This is a genomic window from Kitasatospora sp. NPDC042419 (assembly GCF_056437345.1).
This window is the reverse complement of record NZ_JBWKAW010000003.1, coordinates 154,689-179,564: the sequence shown is the minus strand read 5'-3', so window position 1 is coordinate 179,564 and position 24,876 is coordinate 154,689. Positions and strand designations below refer to the sequence as shown.

Annotated in this window: 29 protein-coding genes; 21 read left to right on the top strand and 8 right to left on the bottom strand. The window is 71.0% G+C overall.

Annotated elements, in window-relative coordinates; translation table 11 throughout:
• Nucleotides 1-147: 147 nt before the first annotated feature.
• From AC067J_RS08060 to AC067J_RS08050, 3 genes are all read right to left on the bottom strand, one after another.
• Nucleotides 148-534, bottom strand: a complete 387-nt coding sequence (locus tag AC067J_RS08060; RefSeq protein WP_401001804.1) for a hypothetical protein — start codon at nt 532-534, stop codon at nt 148-150.
• 205 nt (nt 535-739) lie between these two features.
• Nucleotides 740-1,381, bottom strand: coding sequence for an HAD-IA family hydrolase (locus AC067J_RS08055; protein WP_478297069.1), 642 nt, complete (start codon nt 1,379-1,381; stop codon nt 740-742).
• Between the two features lie 26 nt (nt 1,382-1,407).
• A complete protein-coding gene (locus AC067J_RS08050; protein WP_401001807.1) occupies nt 1,408-2,610 on the bottom strand; it encodes a helix-turn-helix transcriptional regulator in 1,203 nt (400 codons plus the stop codon).
• Between the two features lie 403 nt (nt 2,611-3,013).
• Between AC067J_RS08050 and AC067J_RS08045 the strand changes: the two genes are divergently transcribed.
• Together AC067J_RS08045 and AC067J_RS08040 are read left to right on the top strand one after the other, a co-directional pair.
• Nucleotides 3,014-4,528, top strand: coding sequence for a helix-turn-helix domain-containing protein (locus tag AC067J_RS08045; protein ID WP_478297068.1), 1,515 nt, complete (start codon nt 3,014-3,016; stop codon nt 4,526-4,528).
• Nucleotides 4,529-4,530: 2 nt separating this feature from the next.
• Nucleotides 4,531-5,235, top strand: a complete 705-nt coding sequence (locus AC067J_RS08040; RefSeq protein WP_401001809.1) for an HAD family hydrolase — start codon at nt 4,531-4,533, stop codon at nt 5,233-5,235.
• Nucleotides 5,236-5,336: 101 nt separating this feature from the next.
• Here the strand turns inward: AC067J_RS08040 and AC067J_RS08035 are convergent, their stop codons facing one another.
• From AC067J_RS08035 to AC067J_RS08025, 3 genes are read right to left on the bottom strand one after another with little or no spacing between them, the layout of a single operon-like run.
• Nucleotides 5,337-5,603 (bottom strand): DUF397 domain-containing protein, encoded by a 267-nt coding sequence (locus AC067J_RS08035; protein ID WP_401001811.1) that lies wholly within the window; start codon nt 5,601-5,603, stop codon nt 5,337-5,339.
• Nucleotides 5,600-5,827, bottom strand: coding sequence for a DUF397 domain-containing protein (locus tag AC067J_RS08030; protein WP_401001813.1), 228 nt, complete (start codon nt 5,825-5,827; stop codon nt 5,600-5,602). Before AC067J_RS08030 ends, AC067J_RS08035 begins: the two co-directional genes overlap by 4 nt.
• Nucleotides 5,824-6,699 carry a helix-turn-helix domain-containing protein gene (locus tag AC067J_RS08025; protein ID WP_401001815.1) on the bottom strand — a complete coding sequence of 292 codons (876 nt, stop codon included), beginning with the start codon at nt 6,697-6,699 and terminating at the stop codon, nt 5,824-5,826. Before AC067J_RS08025 ends, AC067J_RS08030 begins: the two co-directional genes overlap by 4 nt.
• Nucleotides 6,700-6,940: 241 nt before the next feature.
• On the opposite strand from AC067J_RS08025, the gene AC067J_RS08020 reads away from it, so the two are divergent.
• The 14 genes from AC067J_RS08020 (at nt 6,941) to AC067J_RS07955 (ending at nt 18,391) form a co-directional block, all read left to right on the top strand.
• Nucleotides 6,941-7,096, top strand: a complete 156-nt coding sequence (locus tag AC067J_RS08020) for a hypothetical protein (RefSeq protein WP_401001816.1) — start codon at nt 6,941-6,943, stop codon at nt 7,094-7,096.
• On the top strand, nt 7,093-8,028 hold the full coding sequence (locus tag AC067J_RS08015; protein ID WP_401001817.1) for an NAD(P)-dependent oxidoreductase: 936 nt from the start codon (nt 7,093-7,095) through the stop codon (nt 8,026-8,028). The genes AC067J_RS08020 and AC067J_RS08015 overlap by 4 nt, the downstream gene beginning before the upstream one ends.
• A gap of 20 nt (nt 8,029-8,048) precedes the next feature.
• Nucleotides 8,049-8,312: a hypothetical protein gene (locus AC067J_RS08010; protein WP_478297067.1), complete on the top strand. Its 264-nt coding sequence runs from the start codon at nt 8,049-8,051 to the stop codon at nt 8,310-8,312.
• A gap of 23 nt (nt 8,313-8,335) precedes the next feature.
• Nucleotides 8,336-8,731 carry an ATP-binding protein gene (locus AC067J_RS08005; protein ID WP_401001820.1) on the top strand — a complete coding sequence of 132 codons (396 nt, stop codon included), beginning with the start codon at nt 8,336-8,338 and terminating at the stop codon, nt 8,729-8,731.
• A gap of 117 nt (nt 8,732-8,848) precedes the next feature.
• Complete coding sequence (locus tag AC067J_RS08000) at nt 8,849-9,583, top strand: hypothetical protein (protein WP_401001822.1); 735 nt, start codon at nt 8,849-8,851, stop codon at nt 9,581-9,583.
• A gap of 3 nt (nt 9,584-9,586) precedes the next feature.
• The gene (locus AC067J_RS07995) at nt 9,587-10,255 is read left to right on the top strand and encodes a dTMP kinase (RefSeq protein ID WP_401001823.1); all 669 of its coding nucleotides are present in this window, start codon (nt 9,587-9,589) and stop codon (nt 10,253-10,255) included.
• The gene (locus AC067J_RS07990; RefSeq protein WP_401001825.1) at nt 10,252-11,118 is read left to right on the top strand and encodes an isocitrate lyase/phosphoenolpyruvate mutase family protein; all 867 of its coding nucleotides are present in this window, start codon (nt 10,252-10,254) and stop codon (nt 11,116-11,118) included. The genes AC067J_RS07995 and AC067J_RS07990 overlap by 4 nt, the downstream gene beginning before the upstream one ends.
• Before the next feature lie 44 nt (nt 11,119-11,162).
• Complete coding sequence (locus tag AC067J_RS07985; RefSeq protein ID WP_401001826.1) at nt 11,163-11,651, top strand: NUDIX domain-containing protein; 489 nt, start codon at nt 11,163-11,165, stop codon at nt 11,649-11,651.
• Nucleotides 11,648-13,411, top strand: a complete 1,764-nt coding sequence (locus AC067J_RS07980) for an NAD(P)-dependent oxidoreductase (protein WP_401001827.1) — start codon at nt 11,648-11,650, stop codon at nt 13,409-13,411. The genes AC067J_RS07985 and AC067J_RS07980 overlap by 4 nt, the downstream gene beginning before the upstream one ends.
• 39 nt (nt 13,412-13,450) lie before the next feature.
• Entirely contained in the window at nt 13,451-15,331 is a 1,881-nt protein-coding gene (locus AC067J_RS07975; RefSeq protein ID WP_478297066.1) for a radical SAM protein, read from the top strand.
• Between the two features lie 87 nt (nt 15,332-15,418).
• Nucleotides 15,419-15,556 (top strand): hypothetical protein, encoded by a 138-nt coding sequence (locus AC067J_RS07970; protein ID WP_401001829.1) that lies wholly within the window; start codon nt 15,419-15,421, stop codon nt 15,554-15,556.
• A gap of 94 nt (nt 15,557-15,650) precedes the next feature.
• The gene (locus AC067J_RS07965) at nt 15,651-16,559 is read left to right on the top strand and encodes an aKG-HExxH-type peptide beta-hydroxylase (RefSeq protein WP_478297065.1); all 909 of its coding nucleotides are present in this window, start codon (nt 15,651-15,653) and stop codon (nt 16,557-16,559) included.
• A 240-nt stretch (nt 16,560-16,799) separates the two neighbouring features.
• Complete coding sequence (locus AC067J_RS07960; RefSeq protein WP_401001831.1) at nt 16,800-17,234, top strand: NUDIX hydrolase; 435 nt, start codon at nt 16,800-16,802, stop codon at nt 17,232-17,234.
• A 164-nt stretch (nt 17,235-17,398) separates the two neighbouring features.
• Entirely contained in the window at nt 17,399-18,391 is a 993-nt protein-coding gene (locus tag AC067J_RS07955; RefSeq protein ID WP_478297064.1) for a hypothetical protein, read from the top strand.
• Between the two features lie 71 nt (nt 18,392-18,462).
• Here AC067J_RS07955 and AC067J_RS07950 read toward each other — a convergent pair whose 3' ends face one another.
• Nucleotides 18,463-19,314, bottom strand: a complete 852-nt coding sequence (locus AC067J_RS07950; RefSeq protein ID WP_478297063.1) for an IclR family transcriptional regulator — start codon at nt 19,312-19,314, stop codon at nt 18,463-18,465.
• Nucleotides 19,315-19,419: 105 nt separating this feature from the next.
• Nucleotides 19,420-20,367, bottom strand: coding sequence for a quinone oxidoreductase family protein (locus AC067J_RS07945; protein ID WP_401001834.1), 948 nt, complete (start codon nt 20,365-20,367; stop codon nt 19,420-19,422).
• 913 nt (nt 20,368-21,280) lie between these two features.
• On the opposite strand from AC067J_RS07945, the gene AC067J_RS07940 reads away from it, so the two are divergent.
• The 5 genes from AC067J_RS07940 to AC067J_RS07920 form a co-directional block, all read left to right on the top strand.
• Nucleotides 21,281-21,481 carry a hypothetical protein gene (locus AC067J_RS07940; protein ID WP_401001836.1) on the top strand — a complete coding sequence of 67 codons (201 nt, stop codon included), beginning with the start codon at nt 21,281-21,283 and terminating at the stop codon, nt 21,479-21,481.
• A complete protein-coding gene (locus AC067J_RS07935; RefSeq protein WP_401001837.1) occupies nt 21,481-22,467 on the top strand; it encodes a hypothetical protein in 987 nt (328 codons plus the stop codon). The genes AC067J_RS07940 and AC067J_RS07935 overlap by 1 nt, the downstream gene beginning before the upstream one ends.
• On the top strand, nt 22,467-23,171 hold the full coding sequence (locus tag AC067J_RS07930) for an ATP-binding protein (RefSeq protein ID WP_360012944.1): 705 nt from the start codon (nt 22,467-22,469) through the stop codon (nt 23,169-23,171). Before AC067J_RS07935 ends, AC067J_RS07930 begins: the two co-directional genes overlap by 1 nt.
• A gap of 102 nt (nt 23,172-23,273) precedes the next feature.
• The gene (locus AC067J_RS07925; protein ID WP_401001838.1) at nt 23,274-23,846 is read left to right on the top strand and encodes a WhiB family transcriptional regulator; all 573 of its coding nucleotides are present in this window, start codon (nt 23,274-23,276) and stop codon (nt 23,844-23,846) included.
• Nucleotides 23,847-23,941: 95 nt separating this feature from the next.
• Nucleotides 23,942-24,876 (top strand): hypothetical protein (locus AC067J_RS07920; RefSeq protein ID WP_478297376.1); only part of this gene is annotated, 935 nt, incomplete at its 3' end.

The following is a 24,876-nucleotide window of genomic DNA, read 5'->3' as shown; positions in this document are numbered from 1 at the left end:
CATTCGCTGGCGACCATTCGAGCGGTCATATGCACAGCGAAATATGATCTTGCCGTTTTCCTCTGGAGAGCCGATCCCTTCCTGTCGGAAGGGATGAGCGCGTTGGCAGCCGCCTGCAGGTGCTGAGCGAGCTCGCCCCGCCCTAGGTCAGCGCCTCGTAGGCGGGTCGGCGCGGGGGGAGGAACTGCCTCGGTTCGGCACACGACGCACACCCTGGCCGTGGCTGGCGGATACCTCGTCCGGGCAGCCGCGGCCGTACAGTGCCTGCCCGGGTGTGTCGAGCGCTCCGGCCGCCAGGAACCAGGCCAGCTCGCCAAGCCGCACCACCAAGCGTTCCCACGCCTCGGCACTCTCGGCCACCATCGACCGCGTCCACGTCACGACGCCTCGCGCGGTGCCCGCCGCCAGGGCGTTCTGAACGCCGGTCCAGCCCTTCCGCTCCTCCAGAGGAGGCAGCGGCCCCACGTCCGCGAAGACGGCAGCCACCACCCACTCGCGGGTCTCCGCGTACTGGCGGCAGTGCGTTTCCAGCACCCCGCCTGGGTCCGCGCCCGGGGAAGCGATGTAGATCGCTACAGGGACACGGCCTGGCGATTGAAGTACGTCCGAAGGCATGTCACTACTGTCACGCCAGCGTCGCTCTGAGCGAACCGGCGGTGCGTACGACTTCCAGAGATCGGGGGAGAGCCAAGTCGTACGGTGCGTAGGAGTTTGCGGCCGGATAGTTCTTGGTGAGCCGTCAGTGACTGTCAGTCGCAGCCGATTCGACGGGGTCGAGGTCCAGCAGTCCAGCTACTCGGGCGGCGGTGTCGGGGCCGTCTGCGAACACTGTCGTGATGCCAAGTGCCTCGGCCGGCGCGAGGTTCGGCGCGTGGTCGTCGACGAACACGCAGTCGGTGCCGGCCAGGCCCATGCGTTGCAGCGTCAGCCGGAAGATCACCGGGTCCGGCTTCGCGATGCCCTCCTGTCCGCTGATGACCCGCACGTCGAACTGGTCCCAGACCCCCGTCTCCACATACGGGTTGTACGGATCGAAGCCGTAGGAGTTCGACAGCAGCGCGACGATGATCCCCTTGTCCCTGGCCCGCTCCACCAGCTCCACCATCGCCGCCACCGCCCGCACACCGCCGTGGGCACGCCCCATGAGGTTCTCGGCGGCCACCCCCAGGAGCGCAGCGGTCTCCCGGTTCCACTCGGCCTGCGGCATGCGGCCCAGCTCCAGCTCCACGTAGAGCGCCCGACCCGCCGGATCGTCTTCGAGCGTGCGCCGCCAGGCGTCGGGCGGAAGGCCCTCGCTGGCACACCACGCCCGGGAGGACTGGCCAATCGGAGTGGTCATCACTCCCGCGAAGTCGAGTATCAGGCCGCGGTAGGACAACACGCACTCCAATGCAGAGGGTTCGGTACTCACCGGATGGTCGGAGACGTCCCCAGGATCTCAGACAGCTTGCGAATCCGGCTGTTCCCGGCGCGGCCGGCCCTCTGGATGATCACCCCGGGGATAGCCTGGTGCGCCGCCCACTCGGGATGAGCCGAGCAGACCTCCAGCAGCGTGTCCAGCGAGGTGTCCCACTGCCGTGAATCGCACTGCGCGAGCGCGACGTCGAGCATCATCCGGTTGTGCGCCGCCTGCGTCAGACCGGACCGATCGAACCGGCGGGAGATCTCCAGCGCCCGGCCGGCGTTCCCGAGGGTGACGTTGATCCCCACGGCCTGGGCGCCCGCGTAGGACGGACCGAACTGGAGCCCGTTCCCGAAGACGTCGCGACCCAGCCGCGCCGCCACCGCGTGGGCCTGGGAGAGCAAGTCCGCCGACCGGTCGGAGTCACCCAGCCTGGACGCCGCGACCGCCGCGAAGGTGATGTTCTTCCCGTACGCGGCCAACAAGGCCGCGCCCTGCTCGGAGAAGGTCGGCTCGGTACGAGACGCTGCCGCCTCCGCCTCCCGGAGCGCCTGCTCCACCCTCGCGTCGCGCAGTAGCACCCGCGCTCGGGCGGACCCCAGCATCGACACCCGTACCGGGTCGGCCGCCAGCTCCGCATGCCGCAGGGCGTGACCGATCGAGGCGTACGCCAGATCCCGCGCGCCGAGAAAGTTCGCGATCAGTCCGGCCGCTCGGTAGGCATCCGAGAGGAGAGCGCTCGCTGCGGCCTCCTGTCCGGCCGGAGCCGCCTGCGCGTACAGCGCGACCGACCGCAGGAACGGCGCGGCGAGGACGCCGGCCTCGGTATACGCGCCCCGCCAGTAGATCCGCCACAGTCGCTCGGCGGCTTCGGCGAGATCAGCCGGTCCCGGAGCGGCGCCCTCGGCCGGATCGACCAACACACCTGCGGCGGTGTCGTGCACTGTCCGGGACAGTTCGCGAAGCATCGACCGGTCGTCCCGGCCCATCCCCCGCCGCGGAGCCTGCTGCCCTAGGATCACCGACACGTCGGAGTGCAACGCCTCCGCCAGCCGGAGCAGAGTCGGCAACGATACGTTCTTGTCCTGCTCGGCCTTCTGGATCGTGTGCATCGACAGGCCGCTGCGCGCGGCGAGATCAGCTTGGGTGTCCTTCCCCCGGAGCATCTTGATCCGCTCACCCGTGGTGAAGTCCTGCCACTGGCCCATCGGAATCCCCCTCGACTGCTTCCGTCCCGTGGACGGTACCCACTAATCACGCTGGCAGCTGGCGTTCCTGTGAACAGGACTCCAGGCAGGACGCGACGCTGTCGGGCATGGCTGATCGCTTGCAAGCACGCGCGCCTTCCTGCGCAGCCCCTGGGCCCGGACGTCAAGGTAGACATCGACCCGCCCGGTGCAGGTGAGGTTGGACCGCCAGGTCGGGGGCCGATCGGGACTGTCGCGACCGCGACGGGCGAAGTGATTGCTTTCGGCCACGAGCAACTGCCTGCCACAGTAGGGTGCCTGAGAGTGTTCACTGGCGGCCATTCGAGTAGTCATATTCACAGCGAAATATGATCTCGGCGGTCGTCGGCGGGGGTCCGATCCTCCCGTCTGCGGAGGGGGCAGGATGAGCGGACGACGGTGCCAGCGGTGCGGCTGCACGCTCAGCCGCTACAACGACGACGGCAGTGTGTGCGGCCCATGCGCGAGGAAGGTCGCCGAGCCGGTCTCTACAAGAGTGCCGGCCTGGGTGTGGCGCGATGCCGAGGTGCGCGAGACCCTCACTGAGCTGGACTTCGGCAGCCTGAGCAGGCGCCTGCGGGAAATCGTCCCCCTGCGCCAGGACGACCTGGCCGGGATTACCGGACTAACGCAGGGCTACCTGTCCCGACTGGAGGCCGGACGGGTACAGCTGACGCACATCGACAGGATCGTCGAGTTCCTCAATACGATCGGCGCGCCCGCCGACCTTGTGCGGCTCCCGCTTCGAGGTAGTACGCAGTCATCTTCCCCGGAAGCAGTCGGCAGTTCACTCCAGGCCCACGAGGACGCCGCCGAGCCGTGGACGGCCCGTCGTATGGTGGCCGGACTGCAGGAGGCGATGCGAGGGGAGCCCGCCATGCGTCCGAATCGCCGGCAAGTCCTGGTCCTCACCGGGGCCGCGCTGTCCGCCTACATCCACCAGTGGGGCATCGCCGACGCCGAACCCCTCGAACGCGCACTCGACGGAGCCCGAGTGGCCCCGGACCTCGTCGGGAGCCTGCAGGGAACCATCGACAGCCTCCGCACCATGGACGCCAATTCGGGCAGCGGACTCGTCGCCGGTCTCGCGCGGGCCCATCTCGGCCTCGTCTACGAGACACTGAAGTCGGCCAGCTACGACGAGAAGACGGGACGGCAGTTAGCGGGCATCGCAGCCGACACTGCGACCCAGCTCGGCTGGTTCCACTTCGACGCCGGCCGCCACGAACAAGCGCAGCGCGCCCTGCTCGCGGCCCTGCGGGCCGCCCACGCCTCCGGTGACCCGCGCTACGGCGCGGGAGCCCTCTCCTACATGGCCATCCAGAGCTACTCCGTCGGCAGCCCCCGCGACGCCGTGACCGCCATGCAGGCCGCCCGGGAGAAGGTCCGCACAGTCGGTTCGCCTGTCCTGGAAGCCATGTTGCTGACCCGCCAGGCCCGCGGGCACGCCAAACTCGGCGAGAACCAGGCATGCCTGCGCGCGCTCGGCCGAGCAGCGGACCTCGCCTCGCACGATTCGTCCGAACAGGACCCCGGCTGGCTCTACTGGATGAACCGCGGCGAGATCCTCGGCCAGACCGCCAGCTGCCACCTCGAACTCGGCGAACACCGGCTCGCAGCTGCCTACTTCGAACAGGCCGCCTCCACCCTGAATCCCAACGACCTGCGGACCAGAGCCCTCTTCGCTTCTCGCGCTGCCTCCGCCCACCTCCTCGCCGGGGATCGCGACGGGGGGTTCGCCGCCGCCGACTCCGCGCTGACCCTCGCCGCGAATGTCCAGTCGGCCCGTCTGGCCGACCATCTCGCAAAGGCGGTTGAGCACGTACGGGCGATCCCGGGACTGCAGTCGAGCGAGCTGGTAGAACGATCACGACAAGTGATGGCGGCCAAGGAGCTCTGACGGTGACCAGCACCGTGCTCGTTCTGTGGGACATCGACCGGACCCTGCTGTACGTGGGCGAGACGGACCGTGCGGTCTACCGGGCAGCGTTCCGCGCGGTGGTGGGCCGCGATGCTACGAAGCTCCCCGAACGCGGGACCGGCCGCACCATGCCGCTCGCGGTCCGGGAGCTGCTCACGGCCAACGACGTGGACCAGAACGACATCGAGCCCCTGGCGGAGCGGATCGTCGGGCTCCTACCCCCGCTGCTCGCTGAGCGGTCCGAGCAACTGCGCAGCAGCGGTCAGGTCATGCCCGGCGCCGTGGCAGCCCTCGAAGCCGTCCACGTCCAGCCAGCCCTCGTACCGACCGTGGTGACCGGCAACCTCCGACAGAGCGCTGCCATCAAGTTGGGCGCCTTCGGCCTGGAACGGTATGTGGATCTGGGCGTCGGAGGCTTCGCCTCCGACCACTCTCACCGGCCGGCCCTGGTCGGCATCGCCCAACGCCGCGCCGCAGATCGCTACGGCATCGCCTTCGACCGGGCGAACACGGTGATCATCGGTGACTCGCTGGAGGACGTGCGGACCGGAGCCGAAGGCGGCGCGAAGGTGGTCGCCGTTGCTTCTGGCACCACGTCCGCAGAGCAGTTGGCCGCTGCGGGCGCCGACCGGGTACTCGGTGACCTGCGGGACCTCGCCGGTCTCCTTGAGGCCGTCACGAATTGACCGGCAGCGGCAGGTCCAGCGGCTGCTGGCTTCGAGGCCGAGCCCGCCCTGAGCGTTGCTGAAGCGGGCCTTCCCTTCGGCCAAGCAGCGACAGCGATGCCCTAGAACGTGGCGGTGAGGATGCGCTCCATGTCGGCGTCGAACTCGCCGTCTTCGAGTCCTCGCAGGAAGGCGACCCACTCCTGGGCGTCGTAGCGCAGGATGGTGCCCGCAGGGTTCGCGGAGTGCCGAAGTGCAACGGCGCCGTCTTGGAGGAATGCGACCTCCAGGCGGTCCGACGGGTCGCTGCTCGGCGCTACCAGCCACGCGGCGTCGCTGAGGTCGAGGGCGTAGAGGGCTTCCTTGGCGGTGGTCCGGGGGTGGCTCATGCCGCTACCAGCTCGCCGTTGAGGAGGGCGTCGGCGAAGCTCCGCATCGACTGGTTGCTGGTCCTGATCGGCGGGATCTGGAGGTTCTTCGAGTCGCGGATGGCCACGGCCGGCAACGAGGGCACCGGGAGCAGTTCCACGCAGTTGCCGTTATTGGCGGTGTACGTGCTCTTGTGCCAGCTGGCTCCTTCGAGAGGAGCCGCGTACAGGTCCAGAACGTTCATGCTGATGCCAGTTTTCTCTCGGTCTGCTCGATCAAGTCAAGGCTCTCGTCGGCGCTGAGTGCTGCGCCGGCGAGGTAGGTGGAAAGGCGGTGGAGGCGCCGCAGACCCAGTGCATCATCGACAAAGACGGTACCAGTCACGGCCTCCGCGAAGGCAGCTTCTGGGGACTCCTGTCCTTCGTTTGTGAAGGTGCTGAACGCGCCGGTCTGGGTTCCGTCCGCTCCCTTGCTGAAGGGGATCACGCGGAGATCGATGTTGGGCAGTTCCATCATGGCGCGCAGATGACGGAGCTGAGCGGCTTGAACAACTCGGCCGCCGACGTGGAACTCGAGCGCGGCCTGCGTGATCACCCCGGAGAACCGGAGATCCTCGTCCTCGTGGATGCGTCGCTGGCGGCGCATCTTGACCTCGACGAGGCTGTCGATCTGGTCGGGGCCGAGCGCGGCGAAGCCGACGCCAGTGACGGCGCGGGCGTACTCCTCGGTTTGGAGCAGAGCCGGAACGTAGACGACCTGGTAGTCGAAGACGCCGGCCGCCTCGTGCTCGTAGCGGATGAACTCGACGTACTTCGAACTCAGGACGTCGCCGTAGGCGTCCCACCACATCGTCGTCCGCTTGCGACCGCGCTTGAAAAGGGCTTCCAGGTGGGTCCGGTCGGTATCGGGGACCTGGAAGAGGTCCATCAATGCCTCGAAGTCGTCCGGGTTGGCACTGCGCTGGCCAGTCTCGATGCGGGTCACCTTGGAGGTGCTGCACCCGATGACGACCGCGACCTCCGCCGCGGTCAGGTCCCGGTCGTCGCGCCGGCGCCTTATGTCAGCGCCGAACGCCTTCCGGGCGGCGGTCGGACTGCTCGGGACGGTAGCTGCCATCTGGTCCCCTCCGAGGTTGAAGCGCGTCTGCCCGGCCAGAGTAGGCCACCCCGGCCCGGCTCGGATCAGTGTAGGCAAGTGTGCCGTTCATATGACTGGCACCTCAAATGGCATTTTGCCAGTCACGTGCTTGACGCGATGCGGCCGATGGGTGGACGCTTCTCGATGTGACGCAGCGCACTCCTGAACTCTCGGAGTGCTACCGCTGCGCGGCCCTCGGCTTGCCCTTGAGAGGACACCCATGGCTCGCGAACTCCTGAGATCCCCACGTCCGGGCGGTGTGGCCGACGGTTGGGAAGCGCTCTCGTACGGCCTGGCCGTCCAGCGGGTCCACCTCCACCGCGCACTCCTGGATGCTTTCGCCCACTCCCGCGACATCCTGGTGGACCGGTGGTGACCGCAGCCGTGCTCCGGCCCACAGCGCTCGTCATGGCCGGCGCCATCGACCTCACCACCCTGGCCGAGGCGCTGCCCGGCTGGAACGTGCGGCACGCCGACGCCCTCGATGGCAGCGAACCCGTCAACGACACCACCGAGATCGTGGTGCTGCGCTCGGGGGCGCGACTGGGCGCCGAGCAGCTCCAATACTTCCCGGCGCTGCGGCACGTCATCCGGGCGGGCTCCGGTCTGGACGGGCTGGACCTGCCGGAGCTGGCCCGCCGCGGGATCTCGGTGCACCGCAATCCCGGGCCCGCCGCCGTGTCCGTCGCGCAGTGGGCGCTGGCCGCCGTCCTGTCGCTGGGTCGGCGCATCCCGCTCGGGCAGTCGGCCCTGGCCGCGGGCGTGCACTTCAAGGCGGGCTGCGTCACCCGCCCCCTCGCCGAGGCCCGGCTCGCGATCTGGGGCGCCGGACCGGTCGGCCAGGCGTGCGAGGTCGCGCTGGCCCCGCACGTCGGCGACATCGCCTACGCGGCCAGGCCCAGCATCCCCGACGGCACCCGCCAGCTCCCGGCCTCCGCGCTCGCCGACTGGGCGGACATCCACCTCGTCGCCCTGCCCGCCACCGAGGAGAACCACGGCCTGTTCGGCGCCGACTTCCTCACCGCCGCCCGCGAGCGCCGCCCGATGCTGGTCTGCGTCGGACGCCTCGCCACCCTGGATGTGCCCGCCTGCCTGGAAGCCCTCGACGACGGCGACCTCGCCGGCCTTGCCCTGGACCCGGTGGAGCGCGAGGACGTGTGCCTGCTGCCCCGCGGCGGCCCGCCCCGCAACTTCATCGCCACCCCGCACATCGGAGCCCAGCGCACCGACGTCCGCGCCCAGCTGGACGACTGGGTCGGCGCCACCGCCCGCACTCTGGTCGGCCGGTGTGAGGCGGCCCGCCCGTGAGCCCCTGGTATACCGAGCAATTGCGGATCGCGCACGCCACCGCCGCAGTGCTGGCCGCCGACCACCCGGGCGCGCAGACCCGGCTGGAGGGCGCCCTCGTCCAGGGCCGCGCCCACGCCCGTTCCGACAGCGACCTGCGGATCGTCACCCCGGCCGGCCACCCGGTCCAGGTCGTCTCGCGGACGGTCGACGGGATCCGCGTTGACAGGGCCCGTCGTTGGGCCGCGGTCCTCCACGGCGTGCAGGAAGGCCGGCGGCGTAGGCGGAGCCGGGGGCTTCGATGACGGCGTCGCTGGCATCGCTCGCCGTGAGGACGGTTGTGCCCGGCCCGTCGACCACCTTGCTCCGCTACCGGCCCGAGGCCGCGCGGACCGCCCGCCTGCTAGTGCGGGGAAAGCTGGGCGAATGGGGCCGGGGCGACCTCGCGGACGCCGCCGAGGTCGTCGTCTCGGAGCTAGTCTCCAACGCCCTGAGGACCGGTTGCCAGACCTTCATGCTGGTGGCCGTCCGCCGCACTGCCGCAGGTGGGGTCCGCATCCTCGTCCGCGACGGCTCCTGCGAACTGCCCGTGCTGATAGCGGCCGGCGACGACGAGGAGTGCCACCGCGGCCTCGCCCTGGTCGACAAGCTCACCGGCCACCAATGGGGCACCACGCTCCATCCCCGGGGCAAGACCGTCCACGCGGACCTCTCCGCCTCCTGACGGCTCCGGGCGCCCGGTCAACCCGGCCCAGCGGTCGACCCCCACACCGGCCCGTCGCGCTCCGTGATTCGGCAACCACCTTTCGCTGTTTCCCTGTTCGATTCGTGAGGAGAATCCGTGGAACGAACCACGCCGACCGTCGGCCCGCCCGGGAGGCTCGGGCAGCCCACCGTCCGGGACACCTGGCAGGCGCTCGCCGACGCACTGCACGTCCAGCGGGCGCACCTGCACCTGGAGCAGTGGCGCAAGGCCGCCGCGCTTCCGGCCGGCCAACTCGCCCTGCCCGCCGAGCTGGACCCCGCCGACCTGGTGTCGCGCCCCGCCCTCGTCGTCCCGGTGGACGACATCCTGATCCGGGCGGCCGGCCTGCAACCGTGGATCACCGTGCCGCAGCAGCTTGGCCTCCACCGCGTCGCCGCCGGAGGGCTCACCAGCGCGGTGGACGAGGTCGCCTGGCTGCTGGCCGAAGGCCTCGACGGTGCAACGGAAGCCGCTGTTCACGGAGCGAGTCGTGCCAGTGCCTGGTGGGTCGGAGTGTTCGCCGTAATCCACCACGAGAGCGGTCGCACCGCCACCTTGCCGATGCTGCAGAACGCCGCCCGTGCCGTTGCCCTCGGCAGCACAATCCGCGTCCTGCGCGCGGCCCTGCGGCACCAGGGCGAAGAAGACCGGGAGTTGCGGGCCGCATACTGCCGGGCCGTCGCCGAGAGCGTGGTGCTGGAACCGACGCTGCCGGACCTGCTGCAGGAGATCGGCGGGATGCGGCTGACCGACCTGGTGACCACCTCGGTCCCGTGGCGCGGCCAGTTCACCAAGTACCAGTCGGGCACCGGAGCGGGGCAGGTGGAGTAGGCAATGGACCGATTTCCCTTCATCGTGATCGAGGGCCTGGACGGCAGCGGCAAGACCACACTCCGCAAGGGCCTGTACCGGCTGCTGGAAGACCTGTACGGGGTGACGCCGCTGGCGGTCCTCACCACGAACTGGCTCGATCCCTACGTGGCTGCGGACCTGGCGGAGGGCAAGTACACGCCCACCCCCACTAACCGGGACCGCTACCTGGCGGCGCTCGCCGCCGACAAGCGGGCCACCGTCGAGATCCTGATCACCCCCTCCCTCCCAGTGCGGCCAGTGATCGCTGACCGGTGGCTGCTGTCGGAACTCGCGTTCTTCCACGTCAAGCACGGCCAGGACCCCCAGCTCACCTACGCGGAACTCGCCGCCGAGATCGACCCGGTCCCGGACCTGACGCTGATCCTGGACGCCGCGACCAGTACCTCCATGGAGCGCGCCGCCTCTCGCGCCGCCGGCGACTCGGTGCGAGAGGACTGGGACGTCGACCACGTGCAGACCACCGTCCGCGACACCTACCGGGCGATCACCGCCGACCCGGCTGGCTTCCCGAAGATCGGCCCAACGTTGCGGATCGATGCCTCCCAGTCCCGGGCCGCTGTGCTCGCGGACGCCTGGACCGCGCTGCTGGAGCGCGGCCTGACCCCCGACCTAGCAGGGAGCCCCCGATGAGCACCGCCATATCCCCGCTCGCCCCGGCCGGCCGCCGCTTGCGCGCCGCCCTCGCCGCCGGTGAGGGGCTTCCGGTGCAGGCGATCGGTGCGGTTAACGCGATCGCCGCCCGCGTCGCCGTCGAGACCGGATTCGACGCGTTGTGGGTGTCGGGCCTGGAGGTCTCCGCGGCCTCCGGGCTCCCCGACGAGAACGTGCTCGGCTCCCGGGACCTGGCCGACGTCGTCACCTCCCTTCGCCGCGTCACGGACCTGCCGGTGATCGTGGACGTGGACAACGCCGGTGGTACCGGGCCGTCGGCCGCCCGGTACGGCTTCGACCTCCAGGCCGCCGGCGCCGCCGCCCTGTGCCTGGAGGACTCCCGCTACCCCAAGTGCAACTCCTTCTCCGAGCACCGCGCCCAGCAGCTCGCGGACACCGAGGTGGTGTGCGAGCAGATCAAGGAGGTGCGGGCCGCCGCCCCCGGCCTGCTGCTGATCGCCCGCACCGAGACGCTGATCTGCGGCGGCAGCATCGCCGACGCACTGACCCGCGCCGAGCTGTTCGAGGCGGCCGGCGCGGACGCGGTCCTCGTGCACAGCAAGGACGCCACCGGCCGCCAGGCGCTGGAAGTCGGCAACCGGTGGACCGGGGCGCCGCTGGCCACCGTCCCCACCGCCTTCCCGCACCTCGACCACCAGGCCCTCGGTGACGCCGGGTTCCGCCTGGCGATCTACGCCAATCAGCTCTCCCGTGCCGCGCTGGCCGCGATGCGCGGGGCCGCCGGAGAGTTCCGCACCACCGGCGTGTTCGAGAACCGCCGGCTCGCCGACGTCCAGGACCTGATGCGCGTCGGCGACCCCGACGCCCGCGCCGCCCTGTGACCGGCACGACCTCCTGTCCCTACGTCCCTGCCCGGAGGCACCAGTTGAGCGAATTGCCCAGCATCAGCGTGTCCGTGAAAGCCGCCATCGTCCACGACGGCAAGATCCTGCTGCTGTCCTACGACGACAGCGCCGACGGCGGCTGTTTCCACTACAACCTGCCCGGCGGCAAGGCGATCGAGGGCGAGCCGCTGCGGGACGCGGTCGTCCGCAAGGTTCTCCAGGAGACCGGCCTCACCGTGCGCACCGTGCGTCAGATGTTCGTCGTCGAGTACGTGCCCGGCCGCTTCGGCAAGGACCTCGGACCCCAGCACAAGACCCAGCACAACTTCCTCGCCGAGATCACCGACGGCCGCACCGAACCCCGGTTCTCCGACCCGCGCGACCCGGACCAGGTCGGCTTCGAATGGGTGCCGCTGGAGGAACTCACCGACAAGGTGCTGATCCCGCAGGTCGCCCCTGCGGTCCTCGCCGGCCTCGCGGACAGCCGCGACGTCCTCGTGGACCATGCCCAGGTGGGGCGGGGCCGGTGAGGTCGCCGACGATCCTGGTCGCCAAGGGTGCCTGCAACCCGGCTGCCCTGGTCCGCCGCATCAGCTCGCACGATGTCTACGAGTTCACCGACCTCACCGACGTCGTCGGGCCCGCGCGCCGGGCGGAGCTGATCGTCATCCGCTCCGGCACCCACCTCGGCGCCGACCAGCTCGCGGCCCTCCCGAACCTGCGGCACGTGGTGCGGGCCGGCTCCGGCCTGGACGGCATCGAGACCGCCCTCCTTACCGAGCGGGGGATCGGCCTGCACCGCAACCCCGGCGCCTCCGCCCACGCGGTCGCCGAGTGGTGCCTGACGGCTCTGCTCTCCCTCGCTCGGCGCATCCCGCTCGGCGCCCAGGGCCTCGCGGCCGGCGACCACCTCAAGGCCGCCTGCACCGGGGCGCCGCTGTCGTCGGCGAACGTCGCGATCTGGGGCGCCGGACCGGTCGGCCGGGCCGCGGCCACGTTGCTCGCCCCGTTCGTCAGCGACATCGCGTTCGCCGCCCGGCGGAGCATCACCGGCCTGCCGCAGATGCCCGCCCCAGACCTGCCGGGCTGGGCGGACGCCCACGTCGTCGCGCTGCCCGCCACCGCCGAGAACACCGCCCTGTTCAACACCGCGTTCCTCGACGCGGCCTCCGGCCGGGCACCCCTGCTCGTCGTCGCCGGCCGCCTGGCCACCATCGACACCGGCGCGTGCCTGGAGGCGCTGGCCGACGGGCGCCTGTCGGGCTTGGCCGTAGACCCCGTCGAGGCAACCGACGCCCACCTCTTCCGGACCGGGCCGAAGCCGCTGAACCTGCTGGTCACCCCGCACATCGGCGCCCAGCGCCGCGACGTGCGCCGCGTGCTGGACGACTGGGTCACCGACACCGCCCACGCTCTCCTTCGACGGCCCGCACCCGGGAGCGCGGCCGAGCTCGTGGATGCCAGGGTGCGGGCGGCCCGCCAGGTCGCCGCGCAGCTCGCCGAGGAGTACCCCGGCTCGCCGGTGTGGATGACCGGGCCCGTGGCCTGCGGCCTCGCCCACGCCCGCAGCGACGTCGACCTGCGCGTCCTGATCCCGGACGGCCCCGTCCCGGTGCTGCAGTCCCGCATCGTCGACGACATCCGTGTCGACCTGGAAGCCCAAGCGGCGACCGAGGTGGACGAACTTCGTTGCCTGCTGCGGAAGTTCCACATCCTCGCCGACGACGTCGACCTGTTCCGCACCGTCCGCCGCCGCCTCGCGGCCCTGACCGTGCTGGCCACCGCCCGCACCCTGCCAGGCGGCGAACAGCCGGTCCTCGACCAGGCCGAGCAGGACGTCTACCGCAAGTGGGCGCTCGCCGACCGCATCCAGCACGCGATCAGCCTGGCCGAAGACCTCGATGGCCTGTCCCGGGCCGGGATGACCGACGCCGCCGAACTGGTCGCCATGCAGCTGCAGACCGCCGTCCAGCAGGCCGAGAACACCGCCGCCGGCCACCCGCTGCTGGGCGACAAGTGGACCCCCGTCCTCGCCGCAGCCGCGACGCCGCCACCGCCCGCCGGACCGGTCGGCCAGGCCCTCCGCCAGGCCAGGGTCCGGCTGCTCGCCGCGCTCCTTGAGGTGTGGCCGGAGACCGCCGAACCGGACGGTGCGGTGCCCGTGCTCTGGCTGGAGCCCGGCTGGCTGCCCCAGCGCTACAGCGACGGCTGGCGGATCAAGCGCGCCGACACCACCATCCGCCTCACCCCCGGCCAACTCGCCGCGTGGCAGCAGGCCATCCACCCCTGACCTGGCCCCGCCCAACCCCTTCTTCCTGGGAGGCACCCGATGCACCCCACCACCGCGGTCGAGCAGATCACTCACCTGTACCGAACGCTGGAGACCTCCGACGACGACGCCGTCTCGGTGATCCTCAAGGTCCGCGGCGAGACCTGCGACATCGACTGCCTGCACTGCTACGAGAAACGCAAGGAAGCCCCCGGCGGCCGGGTCATCAGCGCCGACCAGGTCCACGTCCTCCCGAAGGTCTTCCCCGGCCGACCGCTCGCCGTCGAACTCCATGGCGGGGAACCGCTGACCGCCGGCAAGGAGCACATCGCGGGCCTGCTGAAGGCCCTCGCCGCGACCCCGCAGGTCAAGCGGGTATCCCTGCAGACCAACGGCGTCCAGCTCGACAACGAATGGCTCGACCTCTTCGACGCGTACTACCCGGAGTTGGAGATCGGGATCTCCCTGGACGGCGACGCGGAGGGCAACCGGTGGCGCGTCGGCTACGACGGCGAGCCCACCTACCCGGCCGTCATCAAGGCCCTCGCCCTGCTGGCCGAGCGCGGCCGCCGCTGCGGGATCATCACCACCGTCACCCCCGCCGTCCTCGGCCGCCCGGCCGAGGTCCTGGACCGCCTGGCCGGGTTCGACGCGGTCACCTCAGTCAGCTTCGTGCCGTGCTTCGACACCGCGATCACCCGCCCCACCCCCCACACCGGCCGGCGCCGCCCGGCCAGCCGCACCCTGCAGCGCGCCGCCCTCACCCGGGCGGGCGGCCCGGCCTGGGCGATCACCCCCGACCAGTACACCGACTTCGTCCTCGCCGCCACCGCCCACTGGATCACCACCGGCCTGTTCCGCCGCCTCAAGCTCTCCCCGGCCGTGCCCACCATCCGCCGCCTGCGCGGCCTCGGTGTCTCCTTCTGCCACTTCTCCGACATGAAGTGCGACCACGTCTTCACCCTCTACCCCGGCGGCCGCCTCGGCAGCTGCGACGAACTGCCCTGGCCACAGGCCCAGCTCACCGTCCTCGAACCCGCCACGAGCCCGGCCGACATCACCACCGCACAGCGCCGCTCCAACCTCCTCGGCCAAGGCCGCGGCCTCATGACCGGCTGCCTGACCTGCGACTACCGCACCACCTGCGGCGGCGGCTGCATCGCCACCCGCTGGCGCATGAACCTCGCCGGGCAGCACGACGCGTACTGCGACCACCGGATACGGCTCATCGACGGCACCGCCGCCCTCCTCGCCAACCCCCAGCACCCCGACGGCGCCCGGTGCCGCACCGCCCACTGGCGGCCCACCCCCGTCAACCGGATGCGCGATGTCCAGGGCTTCCTCGCCACCTGGGACAACCCGGCCGCCAGCCGCCAGCAGGCGGAGCTCCGCACCAGCGACTTCGGCAACATCAACACCGTCGGCCTGCCCGGCACCCAGCCGGCCGACGACCTCGACCCCGCCCACCCCCAGTGGGCCGACGCGATCGAGCCCGGCATCAAACCCCTCGTCTACCACCTCACCAGCCGCTGGAACCTCGTCACCTACGACAGCTGCGAAGGCCACCACTACGACCAGCCCGGCCGGAAGAACCAGACCAGGGAAGTCGGCATCCTCCCGCGAGGCAGCGCCGAATACGCCGCCACCGCGGCCGCCCTGTGCCGGGCCGCCCAACGGTGCGAGCGGGCGATGCCGTCCGCCGTTCGGCTCCTGATCGCCCGCAACAACCTGACCTGCGAGAACACCGGCCGCACCCACCCGGTCCTCGACCTGCGACTGCTGCCCGCCACCGGCACCACTGCCACCGCCTACTTCGCCGCCCTCGACCAGGCCACCGAGCTCCTGGCGGCCGCCCTCGAAGCCGAGAGGCCCGACGGCGAGACCGGCTGCGGCTGCCCGGCCTGGGCCGGCACCCTCCCCGAGCCCCTTCCGGCCGCGTGAGCCCGGCAACGCGGGCGAGAGGCCCCCCGAACCCCCGCCGAACACCCAGTGCAACCCCAACCAGCCAGTACAGAAAGGAAATCAACGATGGGCGACAGCTGGGCCAAGGACTTCCTCGACATTGTGGACGAGCTCCGCGAGGACGACGGCTCCATCCGCTTCACCGCGCACTCCTCCCGCGAGGGCGCCGACGACTGGCCGACCGAGCCGACCGTCCACGCCTGACAGCGAAACGGCGGGTGCCCGTCCCACCGGGCACCCGCAGGGGCCAGGGCCCACCCGCCCTGGCCCCACCCCACCCCGCGCGAAGGAGACTGCGATGGACCTCAGCACTGTCTTCCACATGCCCGCGATCCACACCCACCACCAGGCCAGGACCGAGCGTATCCACCAAGCCATCGGCCGCGGCACCGGCCGCACCATCACGGCACCCGCGCAGGCGCAGGCCGCCGCGTACGCGCTCGCCCACCACATCCTCGAAGGCGCCGAACACGCCGCCCGCAACAGTGACCAGGACACCTTCGCCTGGTACGCCGAGCACCCCGACGCCGGAGCCGCCCACCTCACCGAGGCCGCCGGCCCGCTGACCGTCGAGCCCGGCGAGGACGGGTTGCTCACCTCCGGCATCTCCGACACCCCGTACTACGTTCTCGGCCCCACCACCCAGGCCGCCCCCGAGCACCTGCCCAAGCTCACCCGGGGAGCGGCCGACCTTGCCGCCGACCACGGCTTCGGCGACCTGGTCGCCGACCACGCCCCCGTCGTCGTCCTTCTCGATGGCAAGTCCCTCGGCAGCCCGCTGCGGAGCTGGACCATCAGCCGCATGCCCGGCACCGTCGTCCTCGACTACGTCCCCGACAACCCCGTCATGGTCGGACGCGACCTCGTCCACGAAGCGGGCCACAACTGGCTCAACGACGCGCTCACTGCCACCAGGTGCGAGATCGACAACACCCAGACTTTCTACTCCCCGTGGAAGAAGACCAAGCGCCCGGCGTACGGCTTCATCCACGGTTGCTGGTCCTTCTCCCTCGTTTCCCTGTACGTCGCCGCCGTCCTGCCTACCATCGGCGGCGAGACTCACAACTTCCTCGCCACCTACCTCGACCGGCAGCGCGACCAGCTCCGCACCGTTGCAGGCGACCACGAAACCGCTTTGCAGACCATCAGCGACTCGCCCCTGCGGGCCCGGCTGCGGGCCGTTTACCGGCACGCTCTCGCGTTGTGAACGCTGGCCGGTCAGTCCCGGTGCTTGGAAGCGTGGGGGCTACCGGTCTGTACTGTGATGTTCTGTCAGGGGTGACATTCAACAAGGACAGGTCCGCCGCGCCGGTACCTGCGAGCCCGGAGGCTCCCTACCTCGCGCCGGCCCACTTGCCGGGGGCTCCACGTGACTGGGCGTGCCCCAAACAGGCGACCTCCGGCGCGGGTGCAGCCGGACGCAGATTCATGAACAACCGGAGGCTCCATGGCCGAGAAGGTCACCAAGGAAAAGGTGCTGGTCTACGTCGTACGGGACGACCGGCTCCTGGTCTTCCGTCACACCGACTACAGCTATGAGGAAGTCGGGATCCAGGTCCCAGCGGGCAGCATTCGTCCGGGGGAGACACCGGAGGATGCCGCCCTGCGCGAGGCCAGCGAGGAGACCGGCCTGAGCGGCTTCAAGATCGTGCGCTCTCTCGGCGAAACCGAGTACGACATGACCCCGTACCGGGCCGAGGTCCAGCACAGGCACGTCTTCCACTTGGAACTCACCGAGCCCACCCCGGAGCGCTGGGCTAGCCAGGAGGGCCACGATGGCGAACAGGAGCCCACCCACTTCGAGTGCTTCTGGATCCCGCTGCAGGCTGCACATGTCCTCCAGTCCGGCCAGGGCGCCCTACTGGGGCGCCTGTTCGACTAGCCACAGGCGACCCTCGCGCCCCTTCACGCAGGAGAACCGGACGTGATCAAGGCCGCTCGAACTGGGCTTCAGGTCAAGGGCCTTGTGTGTGCTACGTTCCGTAGTCCAATCGAACACAGGTGACCCCGGCGGTGCGCTAACACCCCGGGGTCCGGCAACAGGAGATGCGACTCCCGATGCAGGTACATCGTAGCGCCCACGCGCGCAACTTCACCGTGCTGCCCAATTCGATCCTTCAGGACCGGCGGCTGAGCCTGGCCGCCCGGGGCCTTCTCGGCGACCTTCTGTCCCGGCCCAAGACCTGGCGGGAAGACGCCCGGCAGATGGCCGACTCGGGCCCCGACAGCCGGGCGGCGGTCCGCAAGGCGCTGAAGGAGCTGATCGAGGCCGGCTACTACGTGGTTCGCAAGATCCGCGGGGCCGACGGGCGGATTCGTAGCGAGGCGCACGTCTACGACACCCCGCAGCTCCCTGGCCTGAAGGCCGCCGAGGAACTGCTGGAGGCGGCAAAGCCGCAGGTGGAGCCGAGTGTGGCGCGCCCGGCGTCCGGTGTACCGGACTCCGGGGGTGCTGGCGTCCTTGTACTAAAGGACCTGGAGAAAGAACCCTCCCTCCCCGCCCGTGGCGACGAAGGTGACCGGAAGCCTTCCGCGTCGCCAGCGCGGCGCCCGGAGGCGGAGGGCGGGAGGGCGACGGCTTCGATCGAGGACCTGAAGGGACCGATGCAGGCGGCGGCCCTGGCCTTGTACCGGGTGCTGAAGGACGAGCCGCGTCTGCGGCTCGGCGAGGCGGAGGTGGTGGAGCTGGCGCCGCTGGTGGGGCGCTGGCTGGGGGTGGGCTGCGGTCCGGCGGAGCTGGCCGCCGCGCTGCTGCCGGGGCTGCCGGGGCAGATCTTCTCCCCGGTGGCGGTGGTACGCGACCGGCTCCTTCGCAAGATGCCGCCCCCGCCCCGCAGGGCGGAGCCGTCGGCGCCCGTGCGCGAGCACGAGTGCGACAACTGCCAGGCCCCGATGCGCAGGCCGGGGCTGTGCGGGCCGTGCTCGGGACGCTCCGGCCCCGTTGTCGCCGGGATCGGCAGCGGCGAGCCGTACACGGCGGCCGGTGCGGCGCGGGCGCGGGCTGCGATGCGTGCGCGGCGGCAGCCGACCACGGTGTGACAGCGGGTGCGCCGAGGGTGGCGTCGGCCGTCCCCTCCCCTCGAAGGGACGGCCGACACGGCTCGGCGCGGCTAGAGGACGGCGGAGACCGGGGTAGCGGTCAGGTCGCTGATGTCCTTGGCGGCCCGCAGGGTGTGGTGGATCAGCGGGCGCAGGTCTTCCGGCATCGTGCTGGTGGGCTTGAGCAGCAGGACGGAGCCCATGACCTGGGAGCGCCAGAACACGGGGGCCGCGACGCTGTCCCAGCCCGCCATGCACTCCTGGCGGCCGATGGCGTAGCCGCGTTCGCGGATGACGAGCAGGGAGTCGGCCAGCGCCCGGTTGTCCCTGATCACGCCGGGGCCCGCGGTGGGGGGTACCTCCTCCGCGAGGACCTGGTCGCGGGCGTCCTGCGGCAGATGAGCGAGGATCGCCCGGCCGGAGGCTCCGGTGCGCAGCGACCGGGAGACCGAGACGACGTCCTCCGCCGTCATGCCGACCTCTGCCGGGTCCATGCCGCCGATCTCGTAGTCGGTACACAGGCGCTTCGCGCCGCCGAACGCCGACAGGACGTAGAGGAGGGCGAGGCCCCCGGTGGCCTGGTGGAGCCGGACGAGGTAGGTGTGCGTGCCTGTGGCTCCCGGGAGGCGGTTCATGGCTTGGACGCCGGCGCGGGCGGTACCGGTGCCGAGCCGGTACATCCCTCTGCCGACCTGCTCGAAGATGTGCTTGTCGACGCCGTCCTGCAGGATGCGGTGGGTGGTGGCCTCGGGCAGCTTGGCCAGCCGGGCGATGTCCCGCAGTGCGTGGACGTCGCCCGGCAGCTGGGCGAGCGCCTGCTGGACCACGTAGGCGCGGGCGGCGAGGGAGCCGGACTTCGCGGGTTGTGCACTGCCCTGACGCTGCGCGGGAACGCTGTCCTCGCGTGCGGTGCTGATGGTCATGTGTGTAGTTCCCCAGGGAGGATCGTCGCGCCCTGTCAGGGGCGCGACTACAACGGTTGCCCGGCCTGCTCGGTGGGGGCCGGCGAGGAGTGGGTGACCCCGGGGTCAGTTGCGGACGTTGAGGACGACCTTGCCGGAGGTCAGGCGGGCGGCGAGGTCGGTGTGCGCCTGGCGTGCCTGGCCGAGCTTGTAGACGGGGCCCGGCAGCGGCTTGAGCCAGCCCTCCTGGACGGCGTCGAACAGCGCGGTCATCGACTCGTTGATGTGGGTGCGCGAGGGGTAGAGGGAAGGCAGCCAGAAGCCCGTGACCGACTTGCTTTGGCCGACGAGCTGCGTGATCGGGACGAGCCCCTCGACGCCGGTGACCGCGCCGAAGACGGACATCCGGCCGCGGGGGGTGAGGGCGTTGAGCGTGGCGTAGAAGACGTCGCCACCGGTCATCTCCAGGGCGGCGGTGACCTGGCCGCCGGCGGCCTCCACGATCCGCTCGGCGAGGTTCTCCGTGGTGGAGGAGTCGACGACGGCGTCGGCGCCGAGGCCGAGGGCGATCCGGCGCTTGTCCTCGGTGCCGGCCATGGCGACGACCTTCGCCCCGGTGCGCTTGGCGAGCTGCACGGCGAGCGAGCCGACGCCGCCCGCTGCGGCGGGCACCAGCAGGGTGTCCTCGGCGGTCAGCTTGAGGTCCGTGTGCAGGAGGTGCCAGGCCGTGTTGCCCTGGAGCATGAGCGCGACGGCGTCGTGGTCGCTGACGCCGTCGGGGACCTCGAAGGTCAGCTTCCGGTGCGCCGCGACGACCTCGGCGTAGCCGCCGCCCTTGCCGAGGGCCACGTAGCGCCGGCCGTCCTCGGCCTCGCCGAGGACCTCGTTGCCCGGGACGAACGGGCAGGGCATCGGCGCGGGGTAGGTGCCCTCCCGCAGGTGGATATCGGCGAAGTTCACTCCGGCGAGGATGGTGCGCAGCCGCAGCCGGCCCGGCCGGATCTCGGGCTCGGGCATCTCGCACAGCTCCAGGACCTCGGGGCCGCCGAATTCCTTCACAGCAATCGCACGCATTGTTTAATCCTGGACATTCGAAGTTGGTATTCATGCGAACCCGGGGGGCTCGGCTATGGAATATACCGGCCGCCGAATCGACGACTTCGATTTTGCATATAGGGGTCTCCGGGCGTCGAATCGATCAAGATCCCTTACCCAGTGTTCTGCGTCACGTTACTCAGAGTTGCAGAAGTCGGAGTGTTGCTCACCGTGAGGATTGCAGGTGGAGGTATGCGCATGGGCTGCGCGGCCCCTTGCGGAGGGTAATTCCAGCTGGCAATCCAAGATCATTTTCCAGCCTCTGGAAAACCGGTCGTGCTACCCGCGTAGATTCCGCGAATTCGTTGACCGGTATCCAGGTGGCTACCTATTGTCGTCCCCGGCGGTGCAGACCTGCGCCGCATTGTTGACGGGGGGTCACATTTCGATGGCGGGCCAATATATATGGCCGGTTCCGGCGTGGGTCGCTCCGCAGGTCATCGACCGCCCGGCGGCGGCTGTCACGGTGGGTGAAAACCTGCGCAAGGTGCGGCCTGTACGAACAGTGACATCGCCCGCCGCCGTCGCCCGCCGCCGCGATCTCGGCGGCGGTCGGTGGTGACTCAGGGCGGCGACCCTGACTGAGCCCCGAGGGTTGGGGCGGAAACGACGACGGCGCCCGGAGCGGGAAACTCCGAGCGCCTGTCGTAACACCGTGTGAGTTGTTCGACACAACCCGCAGGCGGCCTGCCTTTGGACGAGCCCGGCCAGCCTGCTACCACACAGAAGGTAGTGAACCATGCTTGCGCTTCTGCGTACAGGCGGACCGGCACAGGGTCGGCCCACCGCGCACCGCCCCCCAGTCCTGGACCGGCTGTCGGAAGGCACCCGGCACGCCGTCACGGACAGTCTCCGACGGGTCGCCCCGGATGCCCGCATCGTGCGGATCTCGGTGTCCGAGCCTCACGATCTGTGGTTGGCCCGGGCCTACGACCGCGCCCACACGTCCGTCGGACTGCCGCTCGCGGTCGAGGAGGCGGTGGCCAGCTGGGTCGCCCGAGACCTCCCCTCCCTGGACTGGCGCCACCAGCACGACGTCGACCTCGCCACCGGAACCGTGGTCCCGGCCGGCGCGCTCGCGAAGGCGGCGTGATGGCGGTCCAGGACGGGCGCATCCGCACCCACAAGCCCGAGATGTCCCGGGACGCCAAGCTCGCGGAGGTCTCCCTCAGCGCCGAGCGAACATTCATGTACATGCTCAACTACGTCGACGACAACGGCCGGATCATCGACGACGCCGGAATCGTCCGCGGGCTCATCTGGAAGAGGAAGAAGAGCTGGGACGGCGGAGTCCACACTGCCGAGCGCGTCGAGGAGGACCTGAGCCAGCTCGCCGAAGTCGGCCTCGTCTGCCGCTACCTCAACCCCGCTGACGACGGCGAGGAACTCCTCCACATCGTCACCTTCAACAAGCACCAGAAGATCGACCGCCCCAGCCAGAGCAGACTGGCCCCCTGCCCGCTCCACCAGACCCAGGAAGCCGCACTCGACCGGCCGGCCCCCGCCGCCCGCACCCGCAGGAAGGCCGCCACCGACCGCCACCCCGAGCACCTCTCCACCCAAGTCCCCGGCACCGGGAACCAGGACACCGCCGGACACACGGAGAGCGCCGAAGAGCAGACCCCGCACCCTTCGACGACACCCTCGACGACACCCTCCACGAACGGATCCAGGATCACGGATCCTGGATCACCCCCTCCGGGGGGCGGCTACGCCGCGCCCACCCAGGACTGCGCGGTGGAGGAACCGGACGCCGAGCGCGTCGCCGCGATGCACCCGCACACCACCGGTGCCAACGCCCTGGTCGCCGAGTACGTCCGTACCTGCCCGCAGCCGCCCAGCCCGCGCTTCCGCAGTCACCTCGGGCGAGAGGTGCAGCAGCTCCTTGCCTCTGGCTACAGCCAGGAGCAGGTCCGGGCGGGTCTGCGGCTGCTGGCCCACAAGCCCATGAACCCCTCCGCGCTGGAGGGCTTCGTCCAGGAAGCGCTCACCCCCGGCCGCCCCCGCAGCGCCGGCGCGCCGTACCGGGCGTGGACCAACCCGACCGGCGGGGCCTCCGCCTACACCGGGGAGCTGTGATGGCCGGCCGCGACCGCGAACCGCGCCGTGCCGGCACCGGCCTGCAGGGCATCGTCGACCGCTTTGCGCGCCTCGGTGTCGATCCGGCCGTGATCGGCGTGCCCGAGCGTGCCGCTGCCCCGCGGCCCAACCGGGACGCCCTGGAGCTGGCTGCCTCGCGGATCCCGCCCCGCTTCCACGACGCCGCCGCCGACGACCCGCAGGTCCTTGCTTGGGTCGAGCACGTCAAGCAGGCCGCCCGTCGCGGCCCCGAGGGGCAGCTCGGCATCGCCCGAGCCTCCTCGCTGCTGCTGCTCGGCGAGACCGGCACCGGCAAGACCCACCAGGCCTACGGCGCGATCCGCTCGCTGCTCGGAGCCGGCGTCCGGCTGCGCTGGCAGGCGGTCACCTCGGTCAGCCTGTACGGCATGATGCGTCCGCGCCCCGGCGCGGACGCCGAACGCGAGATGCGCGACCTGGAGCGCACCCCGCTGCTGCTCGTGGACGACCTCGGCGCCGGCCGAGCCTCGGAGTTCACCGAGGAGACGACCTACCGGTTGATCAACCACCGGTACGAGCAGCAGCTGCCGACCATCATCACGAGCAACATCACCCCTGCCGAACTGGCCGCCCTGCTCGGCGACCGCACGGCCAGCCGCCTGCGCCAGATGTGCCACAAGGCCGTCCTCGCCGGACCCGACCGGCGACGCGCCCCCCTCTTCTGATCCCCGTACACCCAGCGCTCCCGCGCGAGGCCGGCCGAGCCGCCCCCGGGATCCGCCATGCCCGCCCGCCGATACGGCGGCGCGACCGGAGACCTGCCCCGAATGAACACGACCACCGCTGTTGCGGCCGACCTCGACGCCGCCTACACCGTCCCCGACCGCCCGGACCCCCGCTGGCGCCTGAAGGCCGAGTGCGCCGACATCCCCAACCCCGACATCTTCTTCGCCCCGCCCCGCATCGCCGGCCACCGCCAGGCCCTCGCCCTGTGCCGGCAGTGCCCCGTCCGCAGCGAGTGCCTCCAGGACGCTGTCGAGTGCGGCGTTCGCGACGGCATCCGTGGAGGCCACACCGAAGACCAGCTCGACGAGATCGTCACCTACCACGAGGACCGCCGACTCGACCTCGACCGTGTCCGCGCCACCCTCACCAGCACCCAGCGCCCGCGCCTGTCCGAACGCGAGAAGCGCGCCGTCGTCCGCGTCGCCATCGAGGCCGGCATCCCGCTCGCCGTCTGGTCCGAAGCACTGGGCATCGGCTACAAAGCCGCGGCCAAGCGCCGCAGCCGGGCCAACACCCAGCTGGAGAGCATCCCCGCCTCGATGCGCCACCAGGAGATCGCACTGTCGAAGCAACTGCGCACGATCCCCACGATGCGCCTGGTGGTGGCCGCGTGATCAACCGCCGACCCCGGGTATCCCCCTGGGATGTCGCGGCGATCGGGGTACTCGGCGCCTTCGGCTTCGCCCTGTCCTACGACGCTCTCCAGCAGATGGCACAGGCGATCCATGTCCGGGGACAGCTCTCCTACTTGTTCCCGGTGGTTGTCGACGGCTTCATCGGCTACGGCGTCCGCGCGCTGGTCATCCTGCGGGAAGCACCCTGGACCGCTCGCGCCTACACCTGGGCGCTGTTCTCCAGCGCCACCGGCACCAGCGTGTGGGCCAACGCCGCCCACGCCGTCCGCCTGAACCAACAGGCCGCCGTACACGCGGACACGCTGCAGCTTGGCGACTCCGCCGTCGGAGCCCTGAGCACCATCGCGCCACTCGCACTGGCCGGCGCCGTCCACCTCGGGATCATCGTCACCCGCCACGGCACCACCACGCCCGAACCCGCAGACCAACCCACCCCGTGGGCCGCAGTAGGCCCCACCGCCGACACGGGCACCCATCCCGTCTCCGCGCCGACCGACCACGTCGACACTGCAGAGAGCACGCGGCCGCAGGCCGTCACCCGGACCGCCCGAGCGGAACTGGAGTCCGCTCCCAAACCGACGCCAGCGCCGAGGTCCGCCGAGGACAAGCTCCGTGCGCACCGCAAGGGCACACGGCTGCGCGAGCGCATCGCGACACGGATCCTCCGACGCATCGACCGGGATGGTCCGGGCGTGGGCGGTCCGGGCTCTCGGTCCGGCGGTCCGGGCGTGGGCGGTCCGGGCTCTCGGTCCGGCGGTCCGGGCGTGGACGGTCCGGGCTCTCGGTCCGGCGGTCCGGGTGAGGGCGGTCCGGGCTCTCGGTCCGGCGGTCCGGGTGAGGGCGGTCCGGCTTCTCGGTCCGGCGGTCCGGGCGTGGACGGTCCGGCTTCTCGGTCCGGCGGTCCGGGCGTGGACGGTCCGGCTTCTCGGTCCGGCGGTCCGGGCGTGGACGGTCCGGCTTCTCGGTCCGGCGGTCCGGGCGTGGACGGTCCGGCTTCTCGGTCCGGCGG